The sequence below is a fragment of the Pseudomonas sp. 14P_8.1_Bac3 genome (genome assembly GCF_025466085.1).
Lineage (GTDB): Bacteria > Pseudomonadota > Gammaproteobacteria > Pseudomonadales > Pseudomonadaceae > Aquipseudomonas.
In genome coordinates, this window is sequence record NZ_JANLOD010000033.1 from 86,959 (window position 1) to 107,546 (window position 20,588).

General features: G+C 57.9%; 17 protein-coding genes. 9 read left to right on the forward strand and 8 right to left on the reverse strand.

From position 1 onward, the window contains the following. Window positions 1–36: 36 nt before the first annotated feature. The 5 genes from NTD84_RS10785 to NTD84_RS10805 all read right to left on the reverse strand — a co-directional run bounded on the left by NTD84_RS10785 (window position 37) and on the right by NTD84_RS10805 (window position 5,584). Complete coding sequence (locus NTD84_RS10785; RefSeq protein WP_262165099.1) at window positions 37–1,290, reverse strand: hypothetical protein; 1,254 nt, start codon at window positions 1,288–1,290, stop codon at window positions 37–39. Next, entirely contained in the window at window positions 1,287–2,483 is a 1,197-nt protein-coding gene (locus tag NTD84_RS10790; protein WP_262165100.1) for a hypothetical protein, read from the reverse strand. The genes NTD84_RS10785 and NTD84_RS10790 overlap by 4 nt, the downstream gene beginning before the upstream one ends. Window positions 2,484–3,067: 584 nt before the next feature. After that, on the reverse strand, window positions 3,068–3,376 hold the full coding sequence (locus NTD84_RS10795) for a class I SAM-dependent methyltransferase (RefSeq protein WP_262165101.1): 309 nt from the start codon (window positions 3,374–3,376) through the stop codon (window positions 3,068–3,070). A 246-nt stretch (window positions 3,377–3,622) separates the two neighbouring features. Next, complete coding sequence (locus NTD84_RS10800; RefSeq protein ID WP_262165102.1) at window positions 3,623–4,057, reverse strand: DoxX family protein; 435 nt, start codon at window positions 4,055–4,057, stop codon at window positions 3,623–3,625. A gap of 105 nt (window positions 4,058–4,162) precedes the next feature. Further along, complete coding sequence (locus tag NTD84_RS10805; RefSeq protein WP_262165103.1) at window positions 4,163–5,584, reverse strand: transglycosylase SLT domain-containing protein; 1,422 nt, start codon at window positions 5,582–5,584, stop codon at window positions 4,163–4,165. Between the two features lie 231 nt (window positions 5,585–5,815). On the opposite strand from NTD84_RS10805, the gene NTD84_RS10810 reads away from it, so the two are divergent. Beyond that, window positions 5,816–6,622: a TatD family hydrolase gene (locus NTD84_RS10810; protein ID WP_262165104.1), complete on the forward strand. Its 807-nt coding sequence runs from the start codon at window positions 5,816–5,818 to the stop codon at window positions 6,620–6,622. 110 nt (window positions 6,623–6,732) lie between these two features. Here the strand turns inward: NTD84_RS10810 and NTD84_RS10815 are convergent, their stop codons facing one another. Then, complete coding sequence (locus tag NTD84_RS10815) at window positions 6,733–7,962, reverse strand: acyl-CoA dehydrogenase (protein ID WP_262165105.1); 1,230 nt, start codon at window positions 7,960–7,962, stop codon at window positions 6,733–6,735. Between the two features lie 177 nt (window positions 7,963–8,139). Between NTD84_RS10815 and NTD84_RS10820 the strand changes: the two genes are divergently transcribed. The 3 genes from NTD84_RS10820 (at window position 8,140) to NTD84_RS10830 (ending at window position 10,693) form a co-directional block, all read left to right on the forward strand. Continuing rightward, window positions 8,140–9,069 carry a LysR family transcriptional regulator gene (locus NTD84_RS10820; RefSeq protein ID WP_262165106.1) on the forward strand — a complete coding sequence of 310 codons (930 nt, stop codon included), beginning with the start codon at window positions 8,140–8,142 and terminating at the stop codon, window positions 9,067–9,069. A gap of 176 nt (window positions 9,070–9,245) precedes the next feature. Next, a complete protein-coding gene (locus tag NTD84_RS10825) occupies window positions 9,246–9,644 on the forward strand; it encodes a MerR family transcriptional regulator (protein ID WP_262165107.1) in 399 nt (132 codons plus the stop codon). 149 nt (window positions 9,645–9,793) lie between these two features. Beyond that, window positions 9,794–10,693 (forward strand): hydroxymethylglutaryl-CoA lyase, encoded by a 900-nt coding sequence (locus NTD84_RS10830; RefSeq protein WP_262165108.1) that lies wholly within the window; start codon window positions 9,794–9,796, stop codon window positions 10,691–10,693. A gap of 678 nt (window positions 10,694–11,371) precedes the next feature. On the opposite strand, the gene NTD84_RS10835 is transcribed toward NTD84_RS10830, so the two are convergent. Then, entirely contained in the window at window positions 11,372–13,069 is a 1,698-nt protein-coding gene (locus tag NTD84_RS10835; protein WP_262165109.1) for an AMP-binding protein, read from the reverse strand. A gap of 293 nt (window positions 13,070–13,362) precedes the next feature. On the opposite strand from NTD84_RS10835, the gene NTD84_RS10840 reads away from it, so the two are divergent. The 4 genes from NTD84_RS10840 (at window position 13,363) to NTD84_RS10855 (ending at window position 19,045) form a co-directional block, all read left to right on the forward strand. Beyond that, window positions 13,363–14,526: an isovaleryl-CoA dehydrogenase gene (locus NTD84_RS10840; protein ID WP_150712620.1), complete on the forward strand. Its 1,164-nt coding sequence runs from the start codon at window positions 13,363–13,365 to the stop codon at window positions 14,524–14,526. 13 nt (window positions 14,527–14,539) lie between these two features. After that, window positions 14,540–16,147, forward strand: a complete 1,608-nt coding sequence (locus tag NTD84_RS10845) for a carboxyl transferase domain-containing protein (RefSeq protein WP_262165110.1) — start codon at window positions 14,540–14,542, stop codon at window positions 16,145–16,147. A 136-nt stretch (window positions 16,148–16,283) separates the two neighbouring features. Further along, the gene (locus NTD84_RS10850) at window positions 16,284–17,099 is read left to right on the forward strand and encodes a gamma-carboxygeranoyl-CoA hydratase (RefSeq protein WP_262165111.1); all 816 of its coding nucleotides are present in this window, start codon (window positions 16,284–16,286) and stop codon (window positions 17,097–17,099) included. Next, on the forward strand, window positions 17,099–19,045 hold the full coding sequence (locus tag NTD84_RS10855) for an acetyl/propionyl/methylcrotonyl-CoA carboxylase subunit alpha (RefSeq protein ID WP_262165112.1): 1,947 nt from the start codon (window positions 17,099–17,101) through the stop codon (window positions 19,043–19,045). The genes NTD84_RS10850 and NTD84_RS10855 overlap by 1 nt, the downstream gene beginning before the upstream one ends. Window positions 19,046–19,084: 39 nt before the next feature. Here NTD84_RS10855 and NTD84_RS10860 read toward each other — a convergent pair whose 3' ends face one another. Then, the gene (locus tag NTD84_RS10860; RefSeq protein WP_262165113.1) at window positions 19,085–19,732 is read right to left on the reverse strand and encodes a LexA family protein; all 648 of its coding nucleotides are present in this window, start codon (window positions 19,730–19,732) and stop codon (window positions 19,085–19,087) included. A gap of 129 nt (window positions 19,733–19,861) precedes the next feature. Between NTD84_RS10860 and NTD84_RS10865 the strand changes: the two genes are divergently transcribed. Continuing rightward, window positions 19,862–20,203, forward strand: a complete 342-nt coding sequence (locus tag NTD84_RS10865) for a DUF3077 domain-containing protein (protein WP_262165114.1) — start codon at window positions 19,862–19,864, stop codon at window positions 20,201–20,203. The last annotated feature ends 385 nt before the right edge of the window (window positions 20,204–20,588 follow it).

Below are 20,588 nucleotides of genomic sequence, written 5' to 3' on the forward strand. Positions count from 1 at the left end.
TAGACTCTAACGTTCGGTCTCCAACGGTAACGCTACTTATTTACCGCAACCTGTTATCAGCTCCTGATTATCATCGATAAAACACAATGCATCACGCTTGAAACTGCTCTTCACCCAAGCAAGTGAAGCCAGCCGTCTGGCACTTCTGTACTCCACACAAGCTGATTGGTGAGCCACCGTTGGCTTCCCGCCTGTAAGCTCGCGGGCAGCACCTTCCGCCGCCGTGATTTTCTCTCCAAGCTTGACGCATGAAGTAAGTGCCGCATTGTCATCAACTTCAGCCTTGGCCAGCTCAGCTTGCCTGACGTCATTCCTCGTATCACTAAGAAACGCGTATTGTACTTTTGAGTTCAGTTCGGTCTTAAGCATAGGCTCCTGCTCTTTGAGCAACTCCTCAGCCTGCGTAATCAATAAGTTAGGTTTGGGTGTTTCAATCAGCGAAGCCGTTAAATTTACCGCACCATTACCCAAAGCTGAAAGAGTGCTCGGTACAACTGTCCAAACACCGGGATCATCCGCAAACTTTAAAGCTTCAGGAGTACCCGCTAACTTGATTGATTTACTGGGCGAAACCTGACCTGCATCGTAAACAAATGAAAAAACAGGAGCGGTCAGGTTGCTGGGGGCGGCGGCTGAAACAGTAAATATCGTGCTTTTCAGATCCTTAGCAGCGTGTGATGAGAGCGGCTCGGGATAATATAAATATACTAGCTTTGGAACAACATAACTTGGGGATTCATCATTAGGAGAATACAAAACAATTTCCGCATAAAATGCAGGCTTGCTGATGCCCCAGCCATTGATGCTCTCGATAACCGGTTCATCGTTGCGACAGGCATCCATATTCGTTAGCTGCTTATACCAATCAGAATCCTTGTTCTCACATAGTTGACTGGTCGAATCCTGAACACCTGCAACTACAACCAGGCAGCGCTGCAGCGCGACTCCCGCAGGCTCATTCCTATACATGTTAGCAACACTTTTTCCGTCAACAGGAAAAGCATCATTTCTATTTTTTGCCACTTCTGACAGAGCACCCACCATCTTATCCACCGCCAAGGTACTGACTTTTTCAATGGCCGAAAGTGCAAAAGCCGCGGCAATTGGTGCAATCTCAGCGCCGGCTTTTGCATTATCAAAATGCATACAACTTTTAAAAACACCGGACTTTAAAATCAGGTTTTTATCTCCCTCCGGGCCGACGATATGAGGATTGGGTTTTCCAGACCAATTTGAGCAACCTGTGAAACTAGCGAGTACGACCGACAGCATTAAAAATGTTGTTTTCATGGAGAGTCCACCTTCAGATCTACAATATTCAACGACAGCCTGGAGTCACTCGGATTTTTGTCATCTGTCTTGCAGGCAGGCCATGCCTCCTTGTCGGCGCTATTAGCACCTATATGGACTCCCACGATTTTGATGACCCATTTACCGCCAACCTGTTGCACGCCAGCAATCAGCGGCGATCCGCTAAATCCACCAGTGGTTTGTGCTGTGTAATATCCGCACTCATTTTCTACATAATTTACTCTGGCATAATCGCCGTAAGGTCTCGCCCATCTTAACTGTCCTCGATAGGACGTATCCCTGGCACTGCCGGTACGCTCGGACTCAAGTAGCTTTGCTTGCAATAAACCAGGAAAAAACCCCATGACCCAAACTTTGGTACAACTATCCATGTCACCACTCACAGCCGAAGTGCAGAGGACAGGCCGTACCACCTCTATAACTCCGGCGTCTAGGTTGGGGCTACCTGTGCTGGATACTTTTATTGATATGGCATCTTGCTCTGGTCCATAGGCACCTACAGGTAAAGTGCAGCGTCCAGTACATGGGAATTCCAAACTACCGATGGCTGACTCACTAATTGCTATTTTGGTTTTTTCATCCACCGTCACGCCACGCCGTAGCTTGATGTCGACACGAGCCCTGCCCGTCTCTCTATCGATGAAACAATGACGTGAAGTTATTAAATATAGCTCCCCGTATTTTTTGTTTAAAATCCCCATGCAATAGGGCGTCCCCCCGTCCGAAACAATCACTGTCAGCACACTGAAAACAGCTTGCTCAGCCCGTCCTTCGACGACAAACCCGGGTGCGTCTTTACCTGTCAGACAATACTTGTCGAACTGTAAAATTCTGCAAGCATCCTTGGGATTCAGAGAGACGTTTGAAGGAATTGGCCCCATATCCCTGAATGGCGCCACCGACTTATTGCATTTCTTGAGCGAATCTATGTCGCTCGCTGGCAACGACAGCTTCTTACCTAAAACTGAGTCAGGGTCGGGTGCATAGAGAATGCGCAAAAAATCCTGCCGTTTAAGATAAATCCCTTCACTGCTCCCTTGAAGCTTTAAAATCGCCAGATCAACTGAGCTGTCGAGCTTGGAAAGAGCCAAAACCTTGTTATTGTAATTTTCTCTCGCCTCGAGCAAATACGTAGCCTGCGGAATACTGTAAGCCGACTCGCTTTTTCTCACTGAGCCATCGTCATTGCACATAGGCTCGGCGCAGACACTGGTTGCGCACAAGCCCAGCATAACAATAGGGAGGCAAGTTCGAATCATTCCACACCCCACCCCTTCCATATATTGTTGATAGAAAAATCAAACCCAAGTGATCATTGCAAAGCCGGAAAATAAAGCTTCGCCGCTGTGACTGGTACACCCACTGACAGGCACAAGCGTAGCAGTCGATACAAAATCTAAAGACAAAAAAAACTGAAATTTAAAACTTTTTTAAGCGACGCAATCTTTCAGGTATAGCGACTGGCTATATTGCCTAACAAAAACAACAAAACGTGTTACAGCCACGAGACATTCCAAAGACTTGTAGTCTCACCACATACTGTAGGAGGATAAATACGAGTTTCCAACCTGCCGCTTAAGCTGAGCGCATTGATGGCGCCATACTTTTTGAGCTCGTCTCCACCCCCGAAGAATCATCATTGCAGATAAGGGGGGGGTAATAATATTTTTGTTAGTTCCCATAGGCCGCGGCTAACGGCTTTGCGAAATGGACAGGTACGTGCGCGTTCTACCAAACGCCTGGAAGCGCTCCAGTATCAGCGACGCGTAATCAATCCTTGCCGGGCCACGCGGGTCAGTTGCCTGATCACTTCGGGGGCGTCTTCGAGGCTGGGTGACTGAATCACCGCGAGGTCGAAACTGTCACTGGCAAATCGGGCCAGCGACTCGCCATCTTCGACAAACTGGATCAGGAACGCTGCAGGCCCACCGGTGCGACGTGGCCAACCGTCGAGGTAACGCAGGAGCGTCGGCTGATGTTTGCCGCCAAGCAGGATTTTTGGATTGCGCTGGGTGAGATGTGCCGTGATCGGCGCGGGACGTACAACGGGGTTTAATGCATTCATCGTGTCGTGTCTCTGCCTCAAAAGTCTGCATGGCAGGTGAGAGGCAACACCGAACCAGCGCTTTAGCGGTATTTCGAAGCCTGTTCCAGGCTTCTGTCGGTAACTGGATGAGTCACCTGGCGCCCCGCAAGTAGCTGTTTAAATCGGCGCATGAGCAGCATCCTAGAGAAGCCGATACAGCAGTGTCAAGAATCCCTAGCAACAAAAAAGGCCCGCAATGCGGGCCTTTTCGTTGAGCCAGAGCGGTCAGCCAGCGATGGCGCGGTCAACCGACAACTTGCCAGCCCCTTCGATCAGCACCGCGAGGGTGCCGCCCAGCAGGGCCAGGGCGAATTCATAACCGTTATTGGCCATGAACAGACCGTGACTGATGTGCACAGTAAAGATCGCAACCAGCGACAGGAACGCCAGCCCCAGCGCCGCCGGACGTACCAGCAGACCAATGATCAGCGCCAGCCCGGCGAAGAATTCAGTACCACCGGCCAAGGTGGCCATCACGTAACCCGGCGTCAAACCAACACTCTCCATGTACTGCGCGGTGCCTGCCAGGCCATAGCCGCCGAAGGCGCCGAAGAGTTTCTGCGAGCCGTGGGCAGCGAAAATGATGCCGATGAAGATTCGCAGAACAGTCAGGCCGTAGCCAGCGCGGGTAAACAGTACCTTGTTAATCAGTGAGCTCATGCGATGTCATCCATTCTCGGAGTTGTGTGTGGTTGATCGCTATATTAATCAGTAAACCAAATATTAATAGTGCAATTATTCCGTCATAACAATCAGTTAAGTCGATCATTTACGTGAGGCAACTTTCTGCCCTTGGGGCTCCAACGACTCCCGCTCCCGATCGAACGCCAGGTAATACTTGTTCACGCTATTAACATAGCTGACAGGGCCCATTCCCACTTGCTCCATAGCGATACGCTCGACCTGAAAGAACCACTGATTGGGATTCAGCCCGCGGCGTCGCGCCTCAGCGCGCATGCCTTGAACCCTTTCCGGTCCGATGTTGTAAGCCGCCAGCACGAACGCCATGCGCTCACGTTCGTTGAGTTTGGGGCTGGCAAAAAACTTGCGGCGGATCATGGCCAGGTACTTGGCCCCGGCTTGAACATTGGCGTCGAGGTCCTGGATGTTATTGACCCCCACGCGCTGGGCCGCTGACGGAGTGATCTGCATCAGGCCGGTCGGGCCACCACCGCCGCGGGCGCTGGGCTGCAGGGCAGATTCCTTGAACGCCAGTGCTGCCAGGTTCAGCCAGTCCATGCCTTGGGCATCGGCGTGTTTCTGCAGCACCGGTCGCAGTTTTTCCAAGCGCTGGCGATCGCCCTTGGCCAACGGATAGTGCACTTGGTAGAGGCGGCGATAGATCCGCAGGAAGGCCGCGTCCTGATCCGAAGGCTTTTTGTACCCGACCAGGAACCGATCGATACTCGCCCGCAGCATCGAGGCATCGCGACGGACGAACCAGTACTCTTCACCCATGTCGCTGATCAACACCTGCCGATCAAAACGCAGCTTGGGCAGGATCTTGCCCCACCGTTCGGCAATCGGTTGTTCGACGATGGTCAGGTGAAAGATGCCGCCCTGAACCATCTCCAGCACGTCCTCGACCGCCAGGGTTGGATCGACCCACTCGATCTTTACCGGCGCCAGTTTGTGCAAGGCGAGTTTTTGGTTGATCTGACTGATCGCATCCCCAGCGGCGCTGCCATTGGGCAATGCCAGGGTTTTCCCGGACAGTTGTTCGAGACGTGTGTAGCGTTTTTCGCCCTTGATCCCGACCAGTACCAGCGGAATGTTGCTGGCAACCGGTTCGCTGGCACTGACGGCATGACCCGGTTGCAGATCGAGCAATTCACCCGGTGCGACCAGATCGCCCTCCCCGCGCTGCAACGCGCCGAGCAACTGGTCCTTGGCTTTGGGGATGATCTTGAGGGTGATTTCCTGACCGTCACGGGCGTGACCGTTGAGGTATTGTTCGAAGGCGCGCAATCGATGGTATTCAACGCCGATGGCCTGGCCCTGGACCTCGCCGGAACTGTTGCGACTCTGGTTGACCAGCACCCGCAGCACACGGCTGCTTCGGATTTCCTGCAGGTCGCGGACCTTGGTCGCCGGCACGGCTTGCAGCGGGCCGGCCAGACGCGCGACCGCCGGCATCGACAGAAGCAACGAACCACACAGCAGTAACAAAATCGAGGGACGTATCATCCACTCTCCGGAAAGAATACTGAGTCGATCTCAAAAAAGTGAAATCGCACGACAGAAACAGAGCGCCTGGAGCGCTGGCAAAGTGCGAAAGACTGGCGCCGTGATGGCACGGCGACCACCCCGGTTTGTCTCGCGGCATCAAAAGACAGCTTTAACTCGTTGTAGTTCTTGGCTTTTCTTATAAATCTACAGCTCTGATATGCTTTCCGGCCTTGGGTCCGAGGTAGCACCATGCAACTCATCGATATCGGCGTCAACCTGACCAACCCCAGTTTTGCCGACAAACACCAGGCTGTGCTCGACCGTGCGTATGCCGCCGGGGTCTGCCAATTGGTGCTCACCGGCACCAGCGTCGATGGCAGCGAACAGGCGCTGGAGCTGTGCCGCCAGCGGGATGAGACGGCTCAGCGCCTGTTCTCCACCGCAGGCATCCACCCGCATTCAGCCAGCGACTGGAACGCCGACAGCGCACAGCGTCTTCGCAGCCTGCTTAATGAGCCAAACGTGGTGGCCGTGGGTGAATGCGGGCTGGATTTCAATCGCGATTTCTCGCCGCGTCCGCAGCAGGAAAAAGTCCTCGAAGAGCACCTGGCGATGGCGGTCGAATTGCAATTACCGGTGTTCCTCCATGAACGCGATGCCAGCCAGCGGTTGCTGGAAATCCTCCGGGATTACCGTGACCAGTTACCGGCCGCCTTGGTGCATTGTTTCACCGGGGAAAAGAAAGCGCTGTTCAGCTACCTCGATCTGGACCTGCACATCGGCATTACCGGCTGGATCTGCGATGAGCGTCGCGGCACGCATTTGCATCCGCTGGTGAAGGAGATCAAGCGCGGCCGATTGATGCTGGAGAGCGATGCGCCGTATCTGCTGCCACGCAGCTTGCGACCGAAACCGAAAAATGGTCGTAACGAGCCGGCTTATCTCACTGAAGTATTGCGGGAAGTGGCATTGCATCGGGGGGAAAGCAAGGAAGCGCTCGCGGCTCACAGCACAGCGTGTGCGCGAGCCTTCTTTGGGCTGCCAACCATCGTGTAGGGGCGAGATGGCTCGCGATGGGTTAAATAGACGCCGCGTTTATCCAGACAATACGCGTCATCGTCAGCGACCATCGCGAGCGTGCTCGCTCCTACAGGAAATGATGTTGGTTAGTGGTTGCTACGCAGCATTTCCTTGGGCACGTACTTGCCGATCTCGAACTTGCCGATCGCTGCACGGTGTACTTCGTCCGGGCCGTCGGCCAGACGCAACGTGCGCTGCATCGCATACATGTAGGCCAGCGGGAAATCATTGGAAACCCCTGCCCCGCCATGGATCTGGATCGCCCGGTCGATGACCCGCAGCGCCACGTTCGGTGCGACCACCTTGATCTGCGCGATTTCGCTCTTCGCCACTTTGTTGCCGACGGTGTCCATCATGTACGCCGCCTTCAAGGTCAGCAGGCGCGCCATGTCGATTTCCATCCGCGAGTCGGCGATTTTGTCGATGTTGCCGCCCAGACGCGCCAACGGTTTACCAAATGCAGTGCGGTTCACCGAGCGTTTGCACATCAGCTCCAGTGCACGTTCAGCCATGCCGATCGAACGCATGCAGTGGTGAATCCGGCCTGGGCCGAGGCGACCTTGAGCGATTTCGAAGCCGCGGCCTTCACCCAACAGAACGTTTTCGTACGGCACCCGGACGTTTTCGAACAGCACTTCGGCGTGGCCGTGTGGCGCATCGTCGTAACCGAACACCGGCAGCGGACGGACGATCTTCACCCCCGGAGCATCCGCCGGCACCAGGATCATCGAGTGTTGCGCATGGCGTGGCGCATCGGGATTGCTCAGGCCCATGAAGATCAGGATCTTGCAGCGCGGATCGCAGGCACCCGAGGTCCACCATTTCTTGCCGTTGATCACCCACTCGTCACCGTCACGCACGGCGCGGGCCGCCATGTTGGTGGCGTCGGAGGACGCCACGTCAGGCTCGGTCATGGCAAACGCCGAGCGAATCTCACCGCGCAGCAGCGGTTCGAGCCAGCGTTGTTTCTGTTCTTCGTTGGCGTAACGCACCAGCACTTCCATGTTGCCGGTGTCGGGGGCCGAGCAATTGAACGGCTCGGGACCCAGCAGCGAGCGGCCCATGATTTCTGCCAGTGGCGCGTATTCAAGGTTGGTCAGGCCGGCACCGAGTTCGGACTCAGGCAGAAACAAATTCCACAGGCCTTCGGCCTTGGCCTTGAGTTTGAGTTCTTCCATGATCGCCGTCGGCTGCCAGCGGTCGCCCTCGGCAACCTGACGCTCGAACACGGCTTCGGCGGGATAAACGTAAGTGTCCATGAACGCGGTTACGCGCTCACGCAGTTCTTGCACCTTGGGCGAATAAGCGAAATCCATGGGCAGCTACCTTCTTGGGGGAAGTTGTTCAGGTCATGCAATCGATGCTAGAACAGCTACGAAAATTTACCTAGCCTATTCTCGGCGTGTATTAACATTCATCACCGATATATGATCGGGTGATTGCCGAGGCCCCCGGCCTTATCAAAAATGCCCCAACAATAAGAGTGCAGCGCAATGAATCTGAGCAAGGTCGACCTCAACCTTTTCATCGTCTTCGACGCGATCTACACCGAAGCCAACCTGACCCGCGCCGGGCAGATTGTCGGCATTACTCAGCCAGCCGTTTCCAACGCACTGGCCCGCCTGCGCGAGACCTTCAACGATCCATTGTTCGTGCGGACCGCCCAGGGCATGGTGCCAACGCCCATGGCCCAGAACATTATCGGCCCGGTGCGCAACGCCCTCTCCCTGCTCAGGGTGTCGGTGCAGGAAAGCCGTATTTTCAACCCGCTGCAGGCGGTCAAGACCTATCGCATCAGCATGACCGACCTCACCGAGGCGGTGATCCTGCCGCCGCTGTTCCAGCGTCTGCGCCGTCTGGCGCCGACGGTCATCATCGAAAGCTTCCTGTCCAAGCGCCGCGAGACCACCAAGGAACTGGCGGCCGGGCGCCTCGACTTTGCCGTGGATGCGCCGCTCAACACCGATCCGCAGGTGCGTCACGTCAAACTGATGGAAGACCGTTACGTCTGCGCGATGCGCAAGGGCCATCCGCTGGCGGGTAAAGAGAAAATCACCCTCGATGATTACCTGGCGCTGACCCACATCCATATTTCCAGCCGTCGCAGCGGTCTCGGCCATGTCGACCTGGCCTTGGGCAAGATGGGCATCCAGCGCAAGATCGCCCTGCGTTCCCAGCATTACCTGATGGCCTCCCAGGTGTTGCAGCAGACTGACATGGTCATGACCGTGCCGGAACGCTTTGCCCGGCGTAACGACCTGCACGCCTTCAGTTTGCCGGTCAACGATGTGCCACCGGTGGAAACCCACCTTTACTGGCATGAAAGCACCGACCAGGACCCGGCGAACCGCTGGATGCGCGAGCAGATGATCGAGTTGTGCCAGCAAGTGACGGCGCATGAGAAGAAGCTGGACAAGATGTAGGGCGTTAATCCGCGTGTCGTTCTTCGCGGGCAAGCCTCGCGCCTACAGAATCATCGTCGCCCTGTAGGAACGAGGCTTTTCCGCGAAGAGGCCAGGATCACATCGCAGAGCCCGCCCCTTGACGTAAACGTCAACCTGCCATTAGTTTAGCGCCATGACCTTTTTCGAGCGCTTCCATGAGCAGCCAGACCTATAGCATCTCCGACCTCGCTCGCGAGCTCGACATCACCACGCGGGCCATTCGCTTTTATGAAGAGCAAGGCCTGCTCAGCCCCGAGCGCCGTGGCCAGGAACGCATCTACTCGCCCCGGGACAAGGTCAGCCTGAAACTGATCCTGCGGGGCAAGCGTATCGGCTTCTCCCTCGCCGAATGCCGCGAGCTGATCGAACTCTATGACCCGACCGGCGGCAACCAGAAACAACTGCAAACCATGCTCAACAAAATCGCCGAACGTCGTGAACAGCTGGAGCAGCAGATGCTCGACATCGAACAGATGAAGCTGGAGCTGGACACGGCGCAGGAGCGCTGCACTCAGGCGCTGGAAGAAACCATGAAAAGCCAAGCGATTAAGTAGAACTTCACACGGTCCACTGTGGGAGCGAGCCTGCTCGCGAAAGCGGACGGTCAGTCAACATCTCTATTGAATGTCACGCCCCCTTCGCGAGCAGGCTCGCTCCCACAGGGCTTTGTGGACATTCAGACAGACAGCACAGGTCAATTCCCATGTCTCTCCCCACCCACGTACGCCTGGTCGAAGTTGGCCCACGCGACGGTTTGCAAAACGAAGCCCAACCGATCAGCGTGGCCGACAAGGTGCAACTGGTCGACGCGCTGACCGCAGCCGGCCTCGGCTATATAGAAGTCGGCAGTTTCGTCTCGCCCAAATGGGTGCCGCAAATGGCCGGGTCCGCCGAGGTCTTCGCACAGATCCAGCGCAAACCGGGCGTGATCTACGCGGCCCTCGCCCCCAACCTGCGTGGGTTTGAAGATGCGGTCGCCGCCGGGGTCAAGGAAGTCGCGGTGTTCGCCGCGGCGTCCGAAGCGTTCTCCCAGCGCAACATCAATTGCTCGATCAGCGAAAGCCTGGAGCGTTTCGCGCCGATCATGGAAGCCGCAAAACAACACGGCATCAGCGTCCGCGGTTACGTGTCCTGCGTGCTGGGTTGCCCGTACGAAGGTCACATCGCTCCGGAACAGGTCGCCCGGGTGGCCCGCGAGCTCTACGCGATGGGCTGCTACGAAATTTCCTTGGGTGACACCATCGGCACCGGCACGGCGGGCGCGACACGCACGATGTTCGATGTGGTGTCCGCGGATGTCCCGCGAGAGAAGCTGGCCGGCCACTTCCACGATACCTACGGCCAGGCCATGGCCAACATCTACGCCAGCCTGCTGGAAGGCATCGCGGTGTTCGACAGCTCCATCGCCGGCCTCGGCGGCTGCCCCTACGCCAAAGGCGCCAGCGGTAACGTCGCGACCGAAGACGTGGTGTATCTGTTGAATGGCCTGGGTATCGACACCGGTATTGACCTGGACGCCTTGATTCTCGCCGGGCAGCAGATCAGTGCCGTGCTCGGCCGCCCGACTGCTTCGCGGGTGGCCAAGGCAAGCATGGCACGCTGAGTATGTCCGGGTGTTACCGCCGGGTCTGAAATGTGGGGCGCCGGCGAGTAACACGGAAACAAATAGTCGGTTTTCGCCTGACCGAAAAATCCCACAAAAACTCAACTAATTGAATTATAAGGATTTTTAAAAGTTGGCACGGCTTCTGCTATCTCTATGGCATAACAAGAATAAAAAGCAGCAAACCAATAAAAATAAGACGAAACGACTCTGACATAACAAGAACAACACGGCAGAGACGCAGCTAACAGATTTTTTTGGAGAAGGTGTGCTTTTCAGGGTGCTTTTCGAAGTAACCCGCAACCGGGCAGAGAACAATAAAACTACCTTCAGGTAGCTCCCGAACTGGTTGGATCGCTCGGCGAAAAAGCAGATCAGCGCTCAAAAAAATACGTTTGCTCTTGATCCCGGATGGGGATCGACAAAAACAGCGGTAAAGGGTCACGGTTACTAAAAACAAAAACAGACCGCCCCTCAATAATAAAAAAAGAGCACGCGCAACGAAAATTAAAGGGGAGCTTCGGCTCCCCTTTGTGCTGTCTGCGATTCAGGTTTTCATCCCGCCCTGTGTAGGAGCGAGCTCGCTCGCGAAGAACGCCAACCCTCCGCGTTTATCCAGACTGCACGCGTTATCGTTGACGCTCTTCGCGAGCAAGCTCGCTCCTATAGGGGATTTGATCAGCTCTGTTTGCTGCGCAACTCCTCGACACTGATCTCGCGCATCCGAAACTTCTGGATCTTGCCGGTCACGGTCATCGGGAACTCCTCGACGAACTTGAAGTGACGCGGCGTCTTGAAGTGCGCGATGCGTTCCTTGCACCAGGTTTGCAGTTCCTGTTCGGTGGCGCTGTGGCCCGGGTGAAACTTGATCCAGGCAACGATCTCTTCGCCATAACGCGAACACGGAATGCCGATCACTTGCACGTCCGCCACCGCTGGATGGGTAAAGAAGAATTCTTCCAGTTCCCGCGGGTAAATATTCTCACCGCCGCGAATGATCATGTCTTTGTTGCGTCCGGCAATGCAGACGTAGCCTTCGTCATTCATGCTCGCCAGGTCACCGGTGTGCATCCATCCCGCCTCATCGATCGCTTCGGCGGTGCCGTCAGGGTTGTTCCAGTACCCGAGCATCACGCTGTAGCCGCGAGTGCAGAGTTCACCGATCGTGCCGCGTGGCACCAGGTTGCCGGCCTCGTCGATGATTTTGCTTTCCAGTTGCGGCTGTGTACGGCCGACGGTGGTGACACGCAATTCGAGTTCGTCTGACGGACCGGTCTGCAACGACACCGGACTTGTTTCCGTCATGCCGTAGGCAATCTGCACTTCGCTCATGTGCATTTCGCTGATGACCCGGCGCATCACTTCGATCGGACACGTCGCGCCGGCCATGATCCCGGTTCGTAACGTCGACAGGTCGAATTCGCCACGCCGGGGTTGGTCGAGCATGGCGATGAACATCGTCGGTACGCCATAGAGCCCGGTGGCTTTCTCTTCGGCAACGGTGGTCAGGGTCAACAACGGATCGAAGGCATCGTTGGGGTAAATCATGGTGCTGCCGTGGGTGATGCAGCCGAGGTTGCCCATGACCATGCCGAAGCAGTGATACAGCGGCACCGGAATCACCAGCCGATCATCGGCGGTCAAGCCAAGGCTTTCGCCAACCATGTAACCGTTATTGAGAATGTTGTAGTGGCTGAGGGTCGCGCCCTTTGGAAAACCGGTGGTGCCGGAGGTGTACTGGATGTTCACCGGCTGGTCGAAGTGCAGGCTGTCCTGACGTTCGCGCAATTGTTCGATGGAGGCGCCCGCGGCGAGATCGGTCAATTGCGACCAGGGCAGGAAACCCGACGGCGGCTGTGCATCGAGGCTGATCACGCCGCGCAAGTCCGGCAGGCGTTCGCTGTGCAATTGTCCGATGGATTGTTCGGCCAGCTCAGGCACCAGGCCCTGGAGCATGCCGTGATAATCAGAGGTCTTGAAAGAACCTGCACAAACCAGCCACTGGCAGCCTGACTGCTTCAATACGTACTCGAGTTCAGAGCTGCGATATGCCGGGTTGATATTCACCAGGATGACGCCGATCTTCGCGCTGGCGAACTGGCTGATGCACCACTGCGCGCAATTCGGTGCCCAGATGCCCAGCCGGTCACCGGTCTGCAAGCCCAGCGCCAGCAATGCCCGGGCATGCAGGTCCACCGCATCGGACAGTTGCTGCCAGGTGTAACGCCGCTGCTGGTGGCGCACCACCAGCGCCTCCCCTGACGGGTACTGCGCGACGGTGTGATCGAACGCCTCGCCAATGGTCATCGCCAGCAAGGCTTTGTCCTGAGAACCACGGGTGTAGCTGCGCTGCGGGCTTGCACTGGGTTGATCCATGACGACCCCTATTGTCTTTATTAATGGGTTGCCGACGCTCACCTGCAGAAAGGGGCTTGCTCGCGAATCTGGTGTTTCGGACGACGCCTGCATCGACAGACAGACGCTTTCGCTAACAAGATCATTCCTACAGAACGGGTCCGCTTTTCTATCTTGAACTGGCGCTACTGTCGCTCAAGTTGACGTTAACGTAAAGGGCCATTGACAGCCATTCGTCACAGGCTTACGTTAACGTAAAGGTGAGAGCTGGATCGCTGGCCTCCCCGCCCTACAAAAAAGCCAAAAGGTGACCCATGAGCTACCCATCCCTGAACTTTGCCCTCGGTGAAACCATCGACATGCTGCGCGATCAGGTTCAGTCCTTCGTCGCCAAAGAGATCGCCCCGCGCGCCGCTCAGATCGACATCGACAACCTGTTCCCCGCCGATCTGTGGCGCAAATTCGGCGACATGGGCCTGCTCGGCGTGACCGTGCCGGAAGAATATGGCGGTGCCGGCCTGGGTTACCTGGCGCACGTGGTGGCCATGGAAGAAATCAGCCGGGGTTCAGCCTCGGTAGCGTTGTCCTACGGCGCGCACTCCAACCTCTGCGTCAACCAGATCAACCGCAACGGCAACCACGAACAGAAAAGCAAATACCTGCCGAAGCTGATCAGCGGCGAGCACGTCGGCGCACTGGCCATGAGCGAGCCGAATGCCGGCTCCGACGTGGTGTCGATGAAACTGCGCGCTGACAAACGTGGCGACCGCTACGTCCTCAACGGCAGCAAAACCTGGATCACCAACGGCCCCGACGCCAGCACCTACGTGATCTACGCCAAGACCGACCTGGAAAAAGGCCCTCACGGCATCACCGCGTTCATCGTCGAACGCGACTGGAAAGGGTTCAGCCGCAGCAACAAGTTCGACAAGCTCGGCATGCGCGGTTCAAATACCTGCGAACTGTTCTTCGATGACGTCGAAGTGCCGGAAGAAAACATCCTCGGCGTGCTCAATGGCGGCGTGAAAGTGCTGATGAGCGGCCTCGACTATGAACGCGTCGTGCTGTCGGGTGGCCCGACCGGGATCATGCAGGCCTGCATGGACCTGATCGTGCCGTACATCCATGACCGCAAGCAGTTCGGCCAGAGCATCGGCGAATTTCAGCTGATCCAGGGCAAGGTCGCCGACATGTACACCCAGCTCAACGCCAGCCGCGCCTACCTGTACGCCGTGGCGCAAGCCTGCGAACGCGGCGAAACCACGCGCAAGGACGCCGCCGGCGTCATTCTCTACAGCGCTGAACGCGCCACGCAAATGGCCCTCGACGCGATCCAGATCCTCGGCGGCAACGGCTACATCAACGAATTCCCGGCCGGTCGCCTGTTGCGTGACGCCAAGCTGTACGAAATCGGCGCCGGCACCAGCGAGATCCGTCGCATGCTGATCGGTCGCGAACTGTTCAACGAAACCCGCTAAGACGGAGCTGTCCATGGCTATCCTGCATACCCAGCTCAACCCCCGTTCGGCGGAGTTCGCGACCAACAGTGCGGCGATGCTCAAACAGGTCGACGCCCTGCACACCCTGCTCGCACAAGTGCAGCAAGGTGGCGGCCCGAAGGCGCAAGAGCGCCACACGTCGCGAGGCAAGTTGCTGCCCCGTGAGCGGATCAATCGCCTGCTGGATCCGGGCTCGCCGTTTCTCGAAATCAGTCAACTCGCCGCTTACGAGGTATACGGCGAAGACGTGCCGGCCGCTGGCGTGATCGCCGGGATCGGCCGCGTGGAAGGCGTCGAGTGCATGATCGTGGCCAACGATGCCACGGTGAAAGGCGGCTCGTATTACCCGCTGACCGTAAAAAAACACCTGCGCGCCCAGACTATCGCCCAGCAGAACCGCCTGCCGTGCATCTATCTGGTGGACTCGGGTGGCGCCAACCTGCCGCGTCAGGATGAAGTGTTCCCGGACCGGGAGCATTTCGGGCGGATCTTCTTCAACCAGGCGAACATGAGCGCCATGGGCATTCCGCAGATTGCCGTGGTCATGGGCTCGTGCACCGCCGGCGGTGCGTACGTGCCGGCGATGGCGGACGAAGCGATCATGGTGCGCGAACAGGCGACCATTTTCCTCGCCGGCCCTCCGCTGGTGAAAGCGGCGACCGGTGAAGTGGTCAGTGCCGAAGACCTCGGTGGTGCCGATGTGCACTGCAAGATTTCCGGTGTCGCCGACCATTACGCCGAAAGCGATGAACATGCCCTGGCCATCGCCCGACGCAGCATCGCCAACCTCAACTGGCGCAAGCTCGGTGAAGTCCAGCAACGCACGCCGATCGCCCCGCTCTATAGCAGCGACGAGCTGTACGGCGTGGTGCCGGCGGACGCCAAGCAACCGTTCGACGTGCGGGAAGTGATCGCGCGGCTGGTGGACGGTTCGGTGTTCGATGAATTCAAGGCACTGTTCGGAACGACGCTGGTGTGCGGCTTTGCCTACCTGCACGGTTACCCGATCGCGATCCTCGCCAACAACGGCATCCTCTTCGCCGAAGCGGCCCAGAAAGGTGCGCACTTCATCGAACTGGCCTGCCAGCGCGGCATTCCGTTGCTGTTCCTGCAGAACATCACCGGGTTCATGGTCGGCCAGAAGTACGAGGCTGGCGGTATCGCCAAGCACGGGGCGAAACTGGTCACCGCTGTGGCGTGCGCCAAGGTGCCGAAATTCACGGTGATCATCGGTGGCAGTTTCGGCGCCGGTAACTACGGCATGTGCGGTCGGGCCTATGATCCACGATTCCTGTGGATGTGGCCGAATGCACGCATCGGCGTGATGGGTGCCGAACAGGCCGCAGGCGTATTGGTGCAGGTCAAGCGCGAGCAGGCCGAGCGCAGTGGCCAGGCGTTCAGCGCCGAGCAGGAAGCCGAGATCAAGCAACCGATCCTCGATCAGTACGAGGAACAGGGTCACCCCTACTACTCCAGTGCACGGCTGTGGGACGACGGCGTCATCGACCCGGCGCAGACCCGCGACGTGCTGGCCCTGGCCTTGTCCGCATCGCTGAATGCGCCAATCGAACCGAGCCGCTTCGGCGTGTTCCGGATGTGATCCTGCCCCCTGTAGGAGCGAGCTTGCTCGCGATGATTCTCAACGATAACGCTGCACACCTGACACCCCGCGGCGAGTTCAAGACCATCGCGAGCAAGCTCGCTCCTACAGGAAAGAGTTGTGGAGACGGAAGAATATGAGCGACTTCAACACCCTCGAGCTGCAGATCGACCCGCGTGGTTTCGCCACGCTGTGGCTCAGCCGGGAAGAAAAGAACAACGCCTTCAACGCCGAGATGATCCGAGAACTGGTCCTCGCGCTGGACAAGGTCTCGACCGATGCCAGCCTGCGTTTCCTGCTGGTACGCGGCCGCGGCAAACACTTCAGCGCCGGTGCCGACCTGGCCTGGATGCAGCAATCGGCCGAACTTGATTACGGCACCAACCTCGACGACGCCCGGGAACTGGCGGAATTGATGTACAACCTCGCCAAGCTCAAAGTACCGACGCTGGCCGTGGTGCAAGGCGCGGCGTTCGGCGGCGCGCTGGGCCTGATCAGTTGCTGTGACATGGCCATCGGTGCTGATGACGCGCAGTTCTGCCTGTCGGAAGTGCGCATCGGCCTGGCACCGGCGGTCATCAGCCCGTTCGTGGTTCAAGCCATCGGCGAACGCGCCGCACGTCGCTATGCCCTGACCGCCGAGCGCTTCGGTGGGCAGCGGGCGCGGGAAATCGGCCTGTTGTCGGAGAGCTACCCGGCAGCGGAGCTGGACCAGAAAGTCGAACAGTGGATCGACAACCTGCTGCTCAACAGCCCTGCCGCCATGCGCGTTAGCAAGGACTTGCTGCGTGAAGTCGGCAACGGTGCGCTGACCCCGGCGCTGCGCCGCTACACCGAAAATGCCATCGCGCGAATCCGCGTCAGCCCCGAAGGCCAGGAAGGCCTGCGCGCCTTTCTGCAAAAACGTCCGCCGAGCTGGCAGGCCGAAATCACCCCCAAGGAGCCGCGTTGATGAGCGCACCTGTCATTACTTCCCTGCTGGTGGCCAACCGTGGCGAAATCGCTTGCCGGGTGATGCGCACCGCCAAGGCACTGGGCCTGACCACCGTGGCCGTGCACAGCGCCACCGACCGTGAAGCCCGGCACAGCCGCGAAGCGGATATTCGTGTCGATCTCGGCGGTAGCAAAGCCGCCGACAGTTACCTGCAAATCGACAAGCTGATCGCCGCCGCCAAGGCCAGCGGCGCCCAGGCCATTCATCCCGGTTATGGCTTCCTGTCGGAGAACGCCGGATTCGCCCGTGCGATCGAAGCCGCCGGCCTGATTTTCCTCGGCCCGCCCGCCTCGGCCATCGACGCCATGGGCAGCAAGTCCGCGGCCAAAGCCTTGATGGAAACCGCTGGCGTGCCCTTGGTGCCGGGTTATCACGGCGAAGCTCAAGACCTCGACACCTTCCGCGACGCTTGCGAACGCATCGGCTATCCGGTGTTGCTCAAGGCGACCGCGGGCGGTGGCGGCAAAGGCATGAAAGTGGTCGAGGAGGTCAGCCAACTGGCCGAAGCCCTGGCCTCGGCCCAGCGTGAAGCACAGTCCTCGTTCGGCGATTCGCGGATGCTGGTCGAGAAATATTTGCTGAAACCGCGGCACGTGGAAATCCAGATTTTTGCCGACCGGCACGGCAACTGCCTTTACCTCAACGAGCGCGATTGCTCCATCCAGCGCCGGCACCAGAAAGTCGTCGAGGAAGCGCCTGCGCCAGGCCTGAGCCCGGAACTGCGTCGCGCGATGGGCGAAGCCGCCGTGCGTTCGGCGCAGGCTATCGGTTACGTCGGCGCCGGCACCGTGGAATTTTTGCTGGACGCCCGCGGCGAGTTCTTCTTCATGGAGATGAACACGCGCTTGCAAGTCGAACACCCGGTCACCGAAGCCATCACCGGTCTCGACCTGGTGGCCTGGCAGATTCGCGTGGCTCGCGGTGAAGCCCTGCCGATGACCCAGGATCAGGTGCCGTTGATCGGGCATGCCATTGAAGTGCGGTTGTATGCCGAAGACCCGGGCAATGATTTCCTGCCGGCCACCGGGCGTCTGGAGTTGTACCGCGAATCTGCCGAAGGGCCGGGACGGCGGGTCGACAGCGGCGTTGAAGAAGGCGACGAGATTTCGCCGTTCTATGACCCGATGCTGGGCAAGCTGATTGCCTGGGGCGAGGACCGTGAACAGGCGCGTCTGCGTTTGCTGAGCATGCTCGACGAATTCGCGATCGGCGGGCTCAAGACCAACATCAACTTCCTGCGCCGCATCATCGGCCATCCCGCGTTTGCGGCGGCAGAACTGGATACCGGGTTCATTCCACGTTATCAGGATCAACTGCTGCCCACGCCATCTGAACTCAGCGATGAATTCTGGCAAGCCGCGGCGCAGGCATTTGCGCGGAGCCAGCCAGACACGACCCGCATCGATGACCTGAGTTCGCCTTGGGCTAACGGCAACGGCTTCCGTGCCGGACTGCCGAAAGAGATCACGCTGCATCTGAGCTGCGAAGGCCAGGACCGGGCATTGACCCTGAAGGCCGGTTCAGCTCAGCTCAAGGGCGAGTATCTGTCCACCGAACAGGATGGCGTGCGCCGCCAGCATCGAACGATCCGTCGCGACGGCGTTGTGTATCTGCAATGGGAAGGTGAGTTGCGGCGCATCGAGGCCTACGACCCGATCAGCGCGGTCGAAGCCAGTCACAGCCATCAAGGCGGGCTCACCGCGCCGATGAACGGCAGCATCGTGCGAGTACTGGTGGAGGCCGGGCAGACGGTCGAGGCCGGCGCACAACTGGTGGTGCTGGAAGCGATGAAAATGGAGCACAGCATTCGTGCGCCACACGCTGGAGTGATCAAGGCGCTGTATTGCCAGGAAGGCGAGATGGTCAGCGAAGGCAGTGCGTTGGTCGAACTGGAAGAAGCGTGAAATGAAGATCGGTCCTACGCATTGCGAGGACCGATCTGATCAGAACCTGGCCGTTGCCTGAACGACCACGCCGATGATTCGGCAAGCGTCGGTGAACAGGGCTTTCGGATAAGTCGGATTGAGCGGGACCAGGTAACGCTGACCGCCCTCTTCGATCAGCTTGCGAAACGTCGCCTCGGGGCTGTCCGGCCAGCGGGCGATCACCAGCTTTCCGGGTTCCGGCACGATGGCCGGGTCCACCAGGATCATCATGCCCTCGGCGATGCTGACGCCGCTCGGCGCTGTCATTGCGTCACCCACCACTCGCAACCAGAAAGCCGCGCCCTGGGCGTGGTAATCGGTCAATTCGAAGGCCGCCTTGTCATATTTCGCCGGCTCGCCGTCGCGCACCTCGCAGGATTCCCGCCAGTTGCTGACTGGGTAACGGAAGTACGGGTTGTACTTGCGCACCAGGTCCTCGCTTTCTTCCCTCGCCGAGTCCGGCTCACGGATGACCAGCGCCACCTCGAGAAAGCTCATGCCCAGTGCATGGAGCACCCGGTTCATGTCATCGATGCCAGGCTGGCGACGTTTGTTCAACCAATGCCCGATGCCGCCCTGGGACATCCCGAGGCGGTCGGCGAGTATCTCTTGAGTGACGTTCAGTTCACTCATCTTGGCCTTGACCAATTCAATCCATTTATCCATGTGCGGCACGATACGTGGGCGCCTCCGGCCATCAAAACACAAATTGTAGTATTTAAATTCTCGTCACAAATACAGATCGTACTAGGATTGATTCACGGATCTGAATCTATCACGGAGCTTGCCATTGCCATGAACATCCCCAGCAACGAACTGCCCGACGTGCAAATCGACACCTCCCTCACCTCGCCAAAAGGCTCGGCCGCGGCGCAACGCGCGCTGGACTATTACTTGAAACCAGCTGCGTCCGAAGAGCTGGAAGAAGAGCGTTTCTTCGACGTGAACCGCAATGTCAGCAGCGAGGAGGCGTTGGTGCGCGCTTCAGACCTGTTGCGCTGCGCCGCCGCCACGGCCTACGAGTCGGCGAACCATTTGCAGGGTGTTCATCGGGATCTGGCGTTCTCGACGGTGCATATGATCGATATGGCCAAGGCGTTGCTGGACCGATCCCTGGACGGGATCCATCACGGATAAGGCGAGCGGGTTTCGGAGGGTGCAAGAAAGATTTTTACAATCGCACAGATGAAATCGTTTGACTTGCAAACGAGAATGATTATTATTGCATTCAGCTGGTCGCGAGATCAGTCGATTGTCCAAGTGACCTCAGGTCGGTCTCCTGGACTTTCTCCTCATCAGGCTAATCACGGTTTTTGACCCGGCTTTTTGCCGGGTCTTTTTTTTGCCAGTTATTCTGGCTTAACCTTCAGGCTAATGAAGTCTTTGGGTGCTGCAAATTCGATGGCGCGGATGATAGCAAAATAATATGGGCTGGCAAGAGAAGCCCGGCAACATTGGGTAAAACTAAAGAAAAATAGCACTTGAGAATCAATCGCACAGTCTCTAAGCTGCCTCGGCGTCA

Excerpts from the sequence above, each read along its gene's own strand:
- NTD84_RS10785 (WP_262165099.1), bottom strand. The coding sequence starts at position 1,290 with ATGAAAACAACATTTTTAATGCTGTCGGTCGTACTCGCTAGTTTCACA.
- NTD84_RS10795 (WP_262165101.1), bottom strand. The coding sequence starts at position 3,376 with ATGAATGCATTAAACCCCGTTGTACGTCCCGCGCCGATCACGGCACAT.
- NTD84_RS10800 (WP_262165102.1), bottom strand. The coding sequence starts at position 4,057 with ATGAGCTCACTGATTAACAAGGTACTGTTTACCCGCGCTGGCTACGGC.
- NTD84_RS10805 (WP_262165103.1), bottom strand. The coding sequence starts at position 5,584 with ATGATACGTCCCTCGATTTTGTTACTGCTGTGTGGTTCGTTGCTTCTG.
- NTD84_RS10810 (WP_262165104.1), top strand. The coding sequence starts at position 5,816 with ATGCAACTCATCGATATCGGCGTCAACCTGACCAACCCCAGTTTTGCC.
- NTD84_RS10815 (WP_262165105.1), bottom strand. The coding sequence starts at position 7,962 with ATGGATTTCGCTTATTCGCCCAAGGTGCAAGAACTGCGTGAGCGCGTA.
- NTD84_RS10820 (WP_262165106.1), top strand. The coding sequence starts at position 8,140 with ATGAATCTGAGCAAGGTCGACCTCAACCTTTTCATCGTCTTCGACGCG.
- NTD84_RS10825 (WP_262165107.1), top strand. The coding sequence starts at position 9,246 with ATGAGCAGCCAGACCTATAGCATCTCCGACCTCGCTCGCGAGCTCGAC.
- NTD84_RS10830 (WP_262165108.1), top strand. The coding sequence starts at position 9,794 with ATGTCTCTCCCCACCCACGTACGCCTGGTCGAAGTTGGCCCACGCGAC.
- NTD84_RS10835 (WP_262165109.1), bottom strand. The coding sequence starts at position 13,069 with ATGGATCAACCCAGTGCAAGCCCGCAGCGCAGCTACACCCGTGGTTCT.
- NTD84_RS10840 (WP_150712620.1), top strand. The coding sequence starts at position 13,363 with ATGAGCTACCCATCCCTGAACTTTGCCCTCGGTGAAACCATCGACATG.
- NTD84_RS10845 (WP_262165110.1), top strand. The coding sequence starts at position 14,540 with ATGGCTATCCTGCATACCCAGCTCAACCCCCGTTCGGCGGAGTTCGCG.
- NTD84_RS10850 (WP_262165111.1), top strand. The coding sequence starts at position 16,284 with ATGAGCGACTTCAACACCCTCGAGCTGCAGATCGACCCGCGTGGTTTC.
- NTD84_RS10855 (WP_262165112.1), top strand. The coding sequence starts at position 17,099 with ATGAGCGCACCTGTCATTACTTCCCTGCTGGTGGCCAACCGTGGCGAA.
- NTD84_RS10860 (WP_262165113.1), bottom strand. The coding sequence starts at position 19,732 with ATGGATAAATGGATTGAATTGGTCAAGGCCAAGATGAGTGAACTGAAC.
- NTD84_RS10865 (WP_262165114.1), top strand. The coding sequence starts at position 19,862 with ATGAACATCCCCAGCAACGAACTGCCCGACGTGCAAATCGACACCTCC.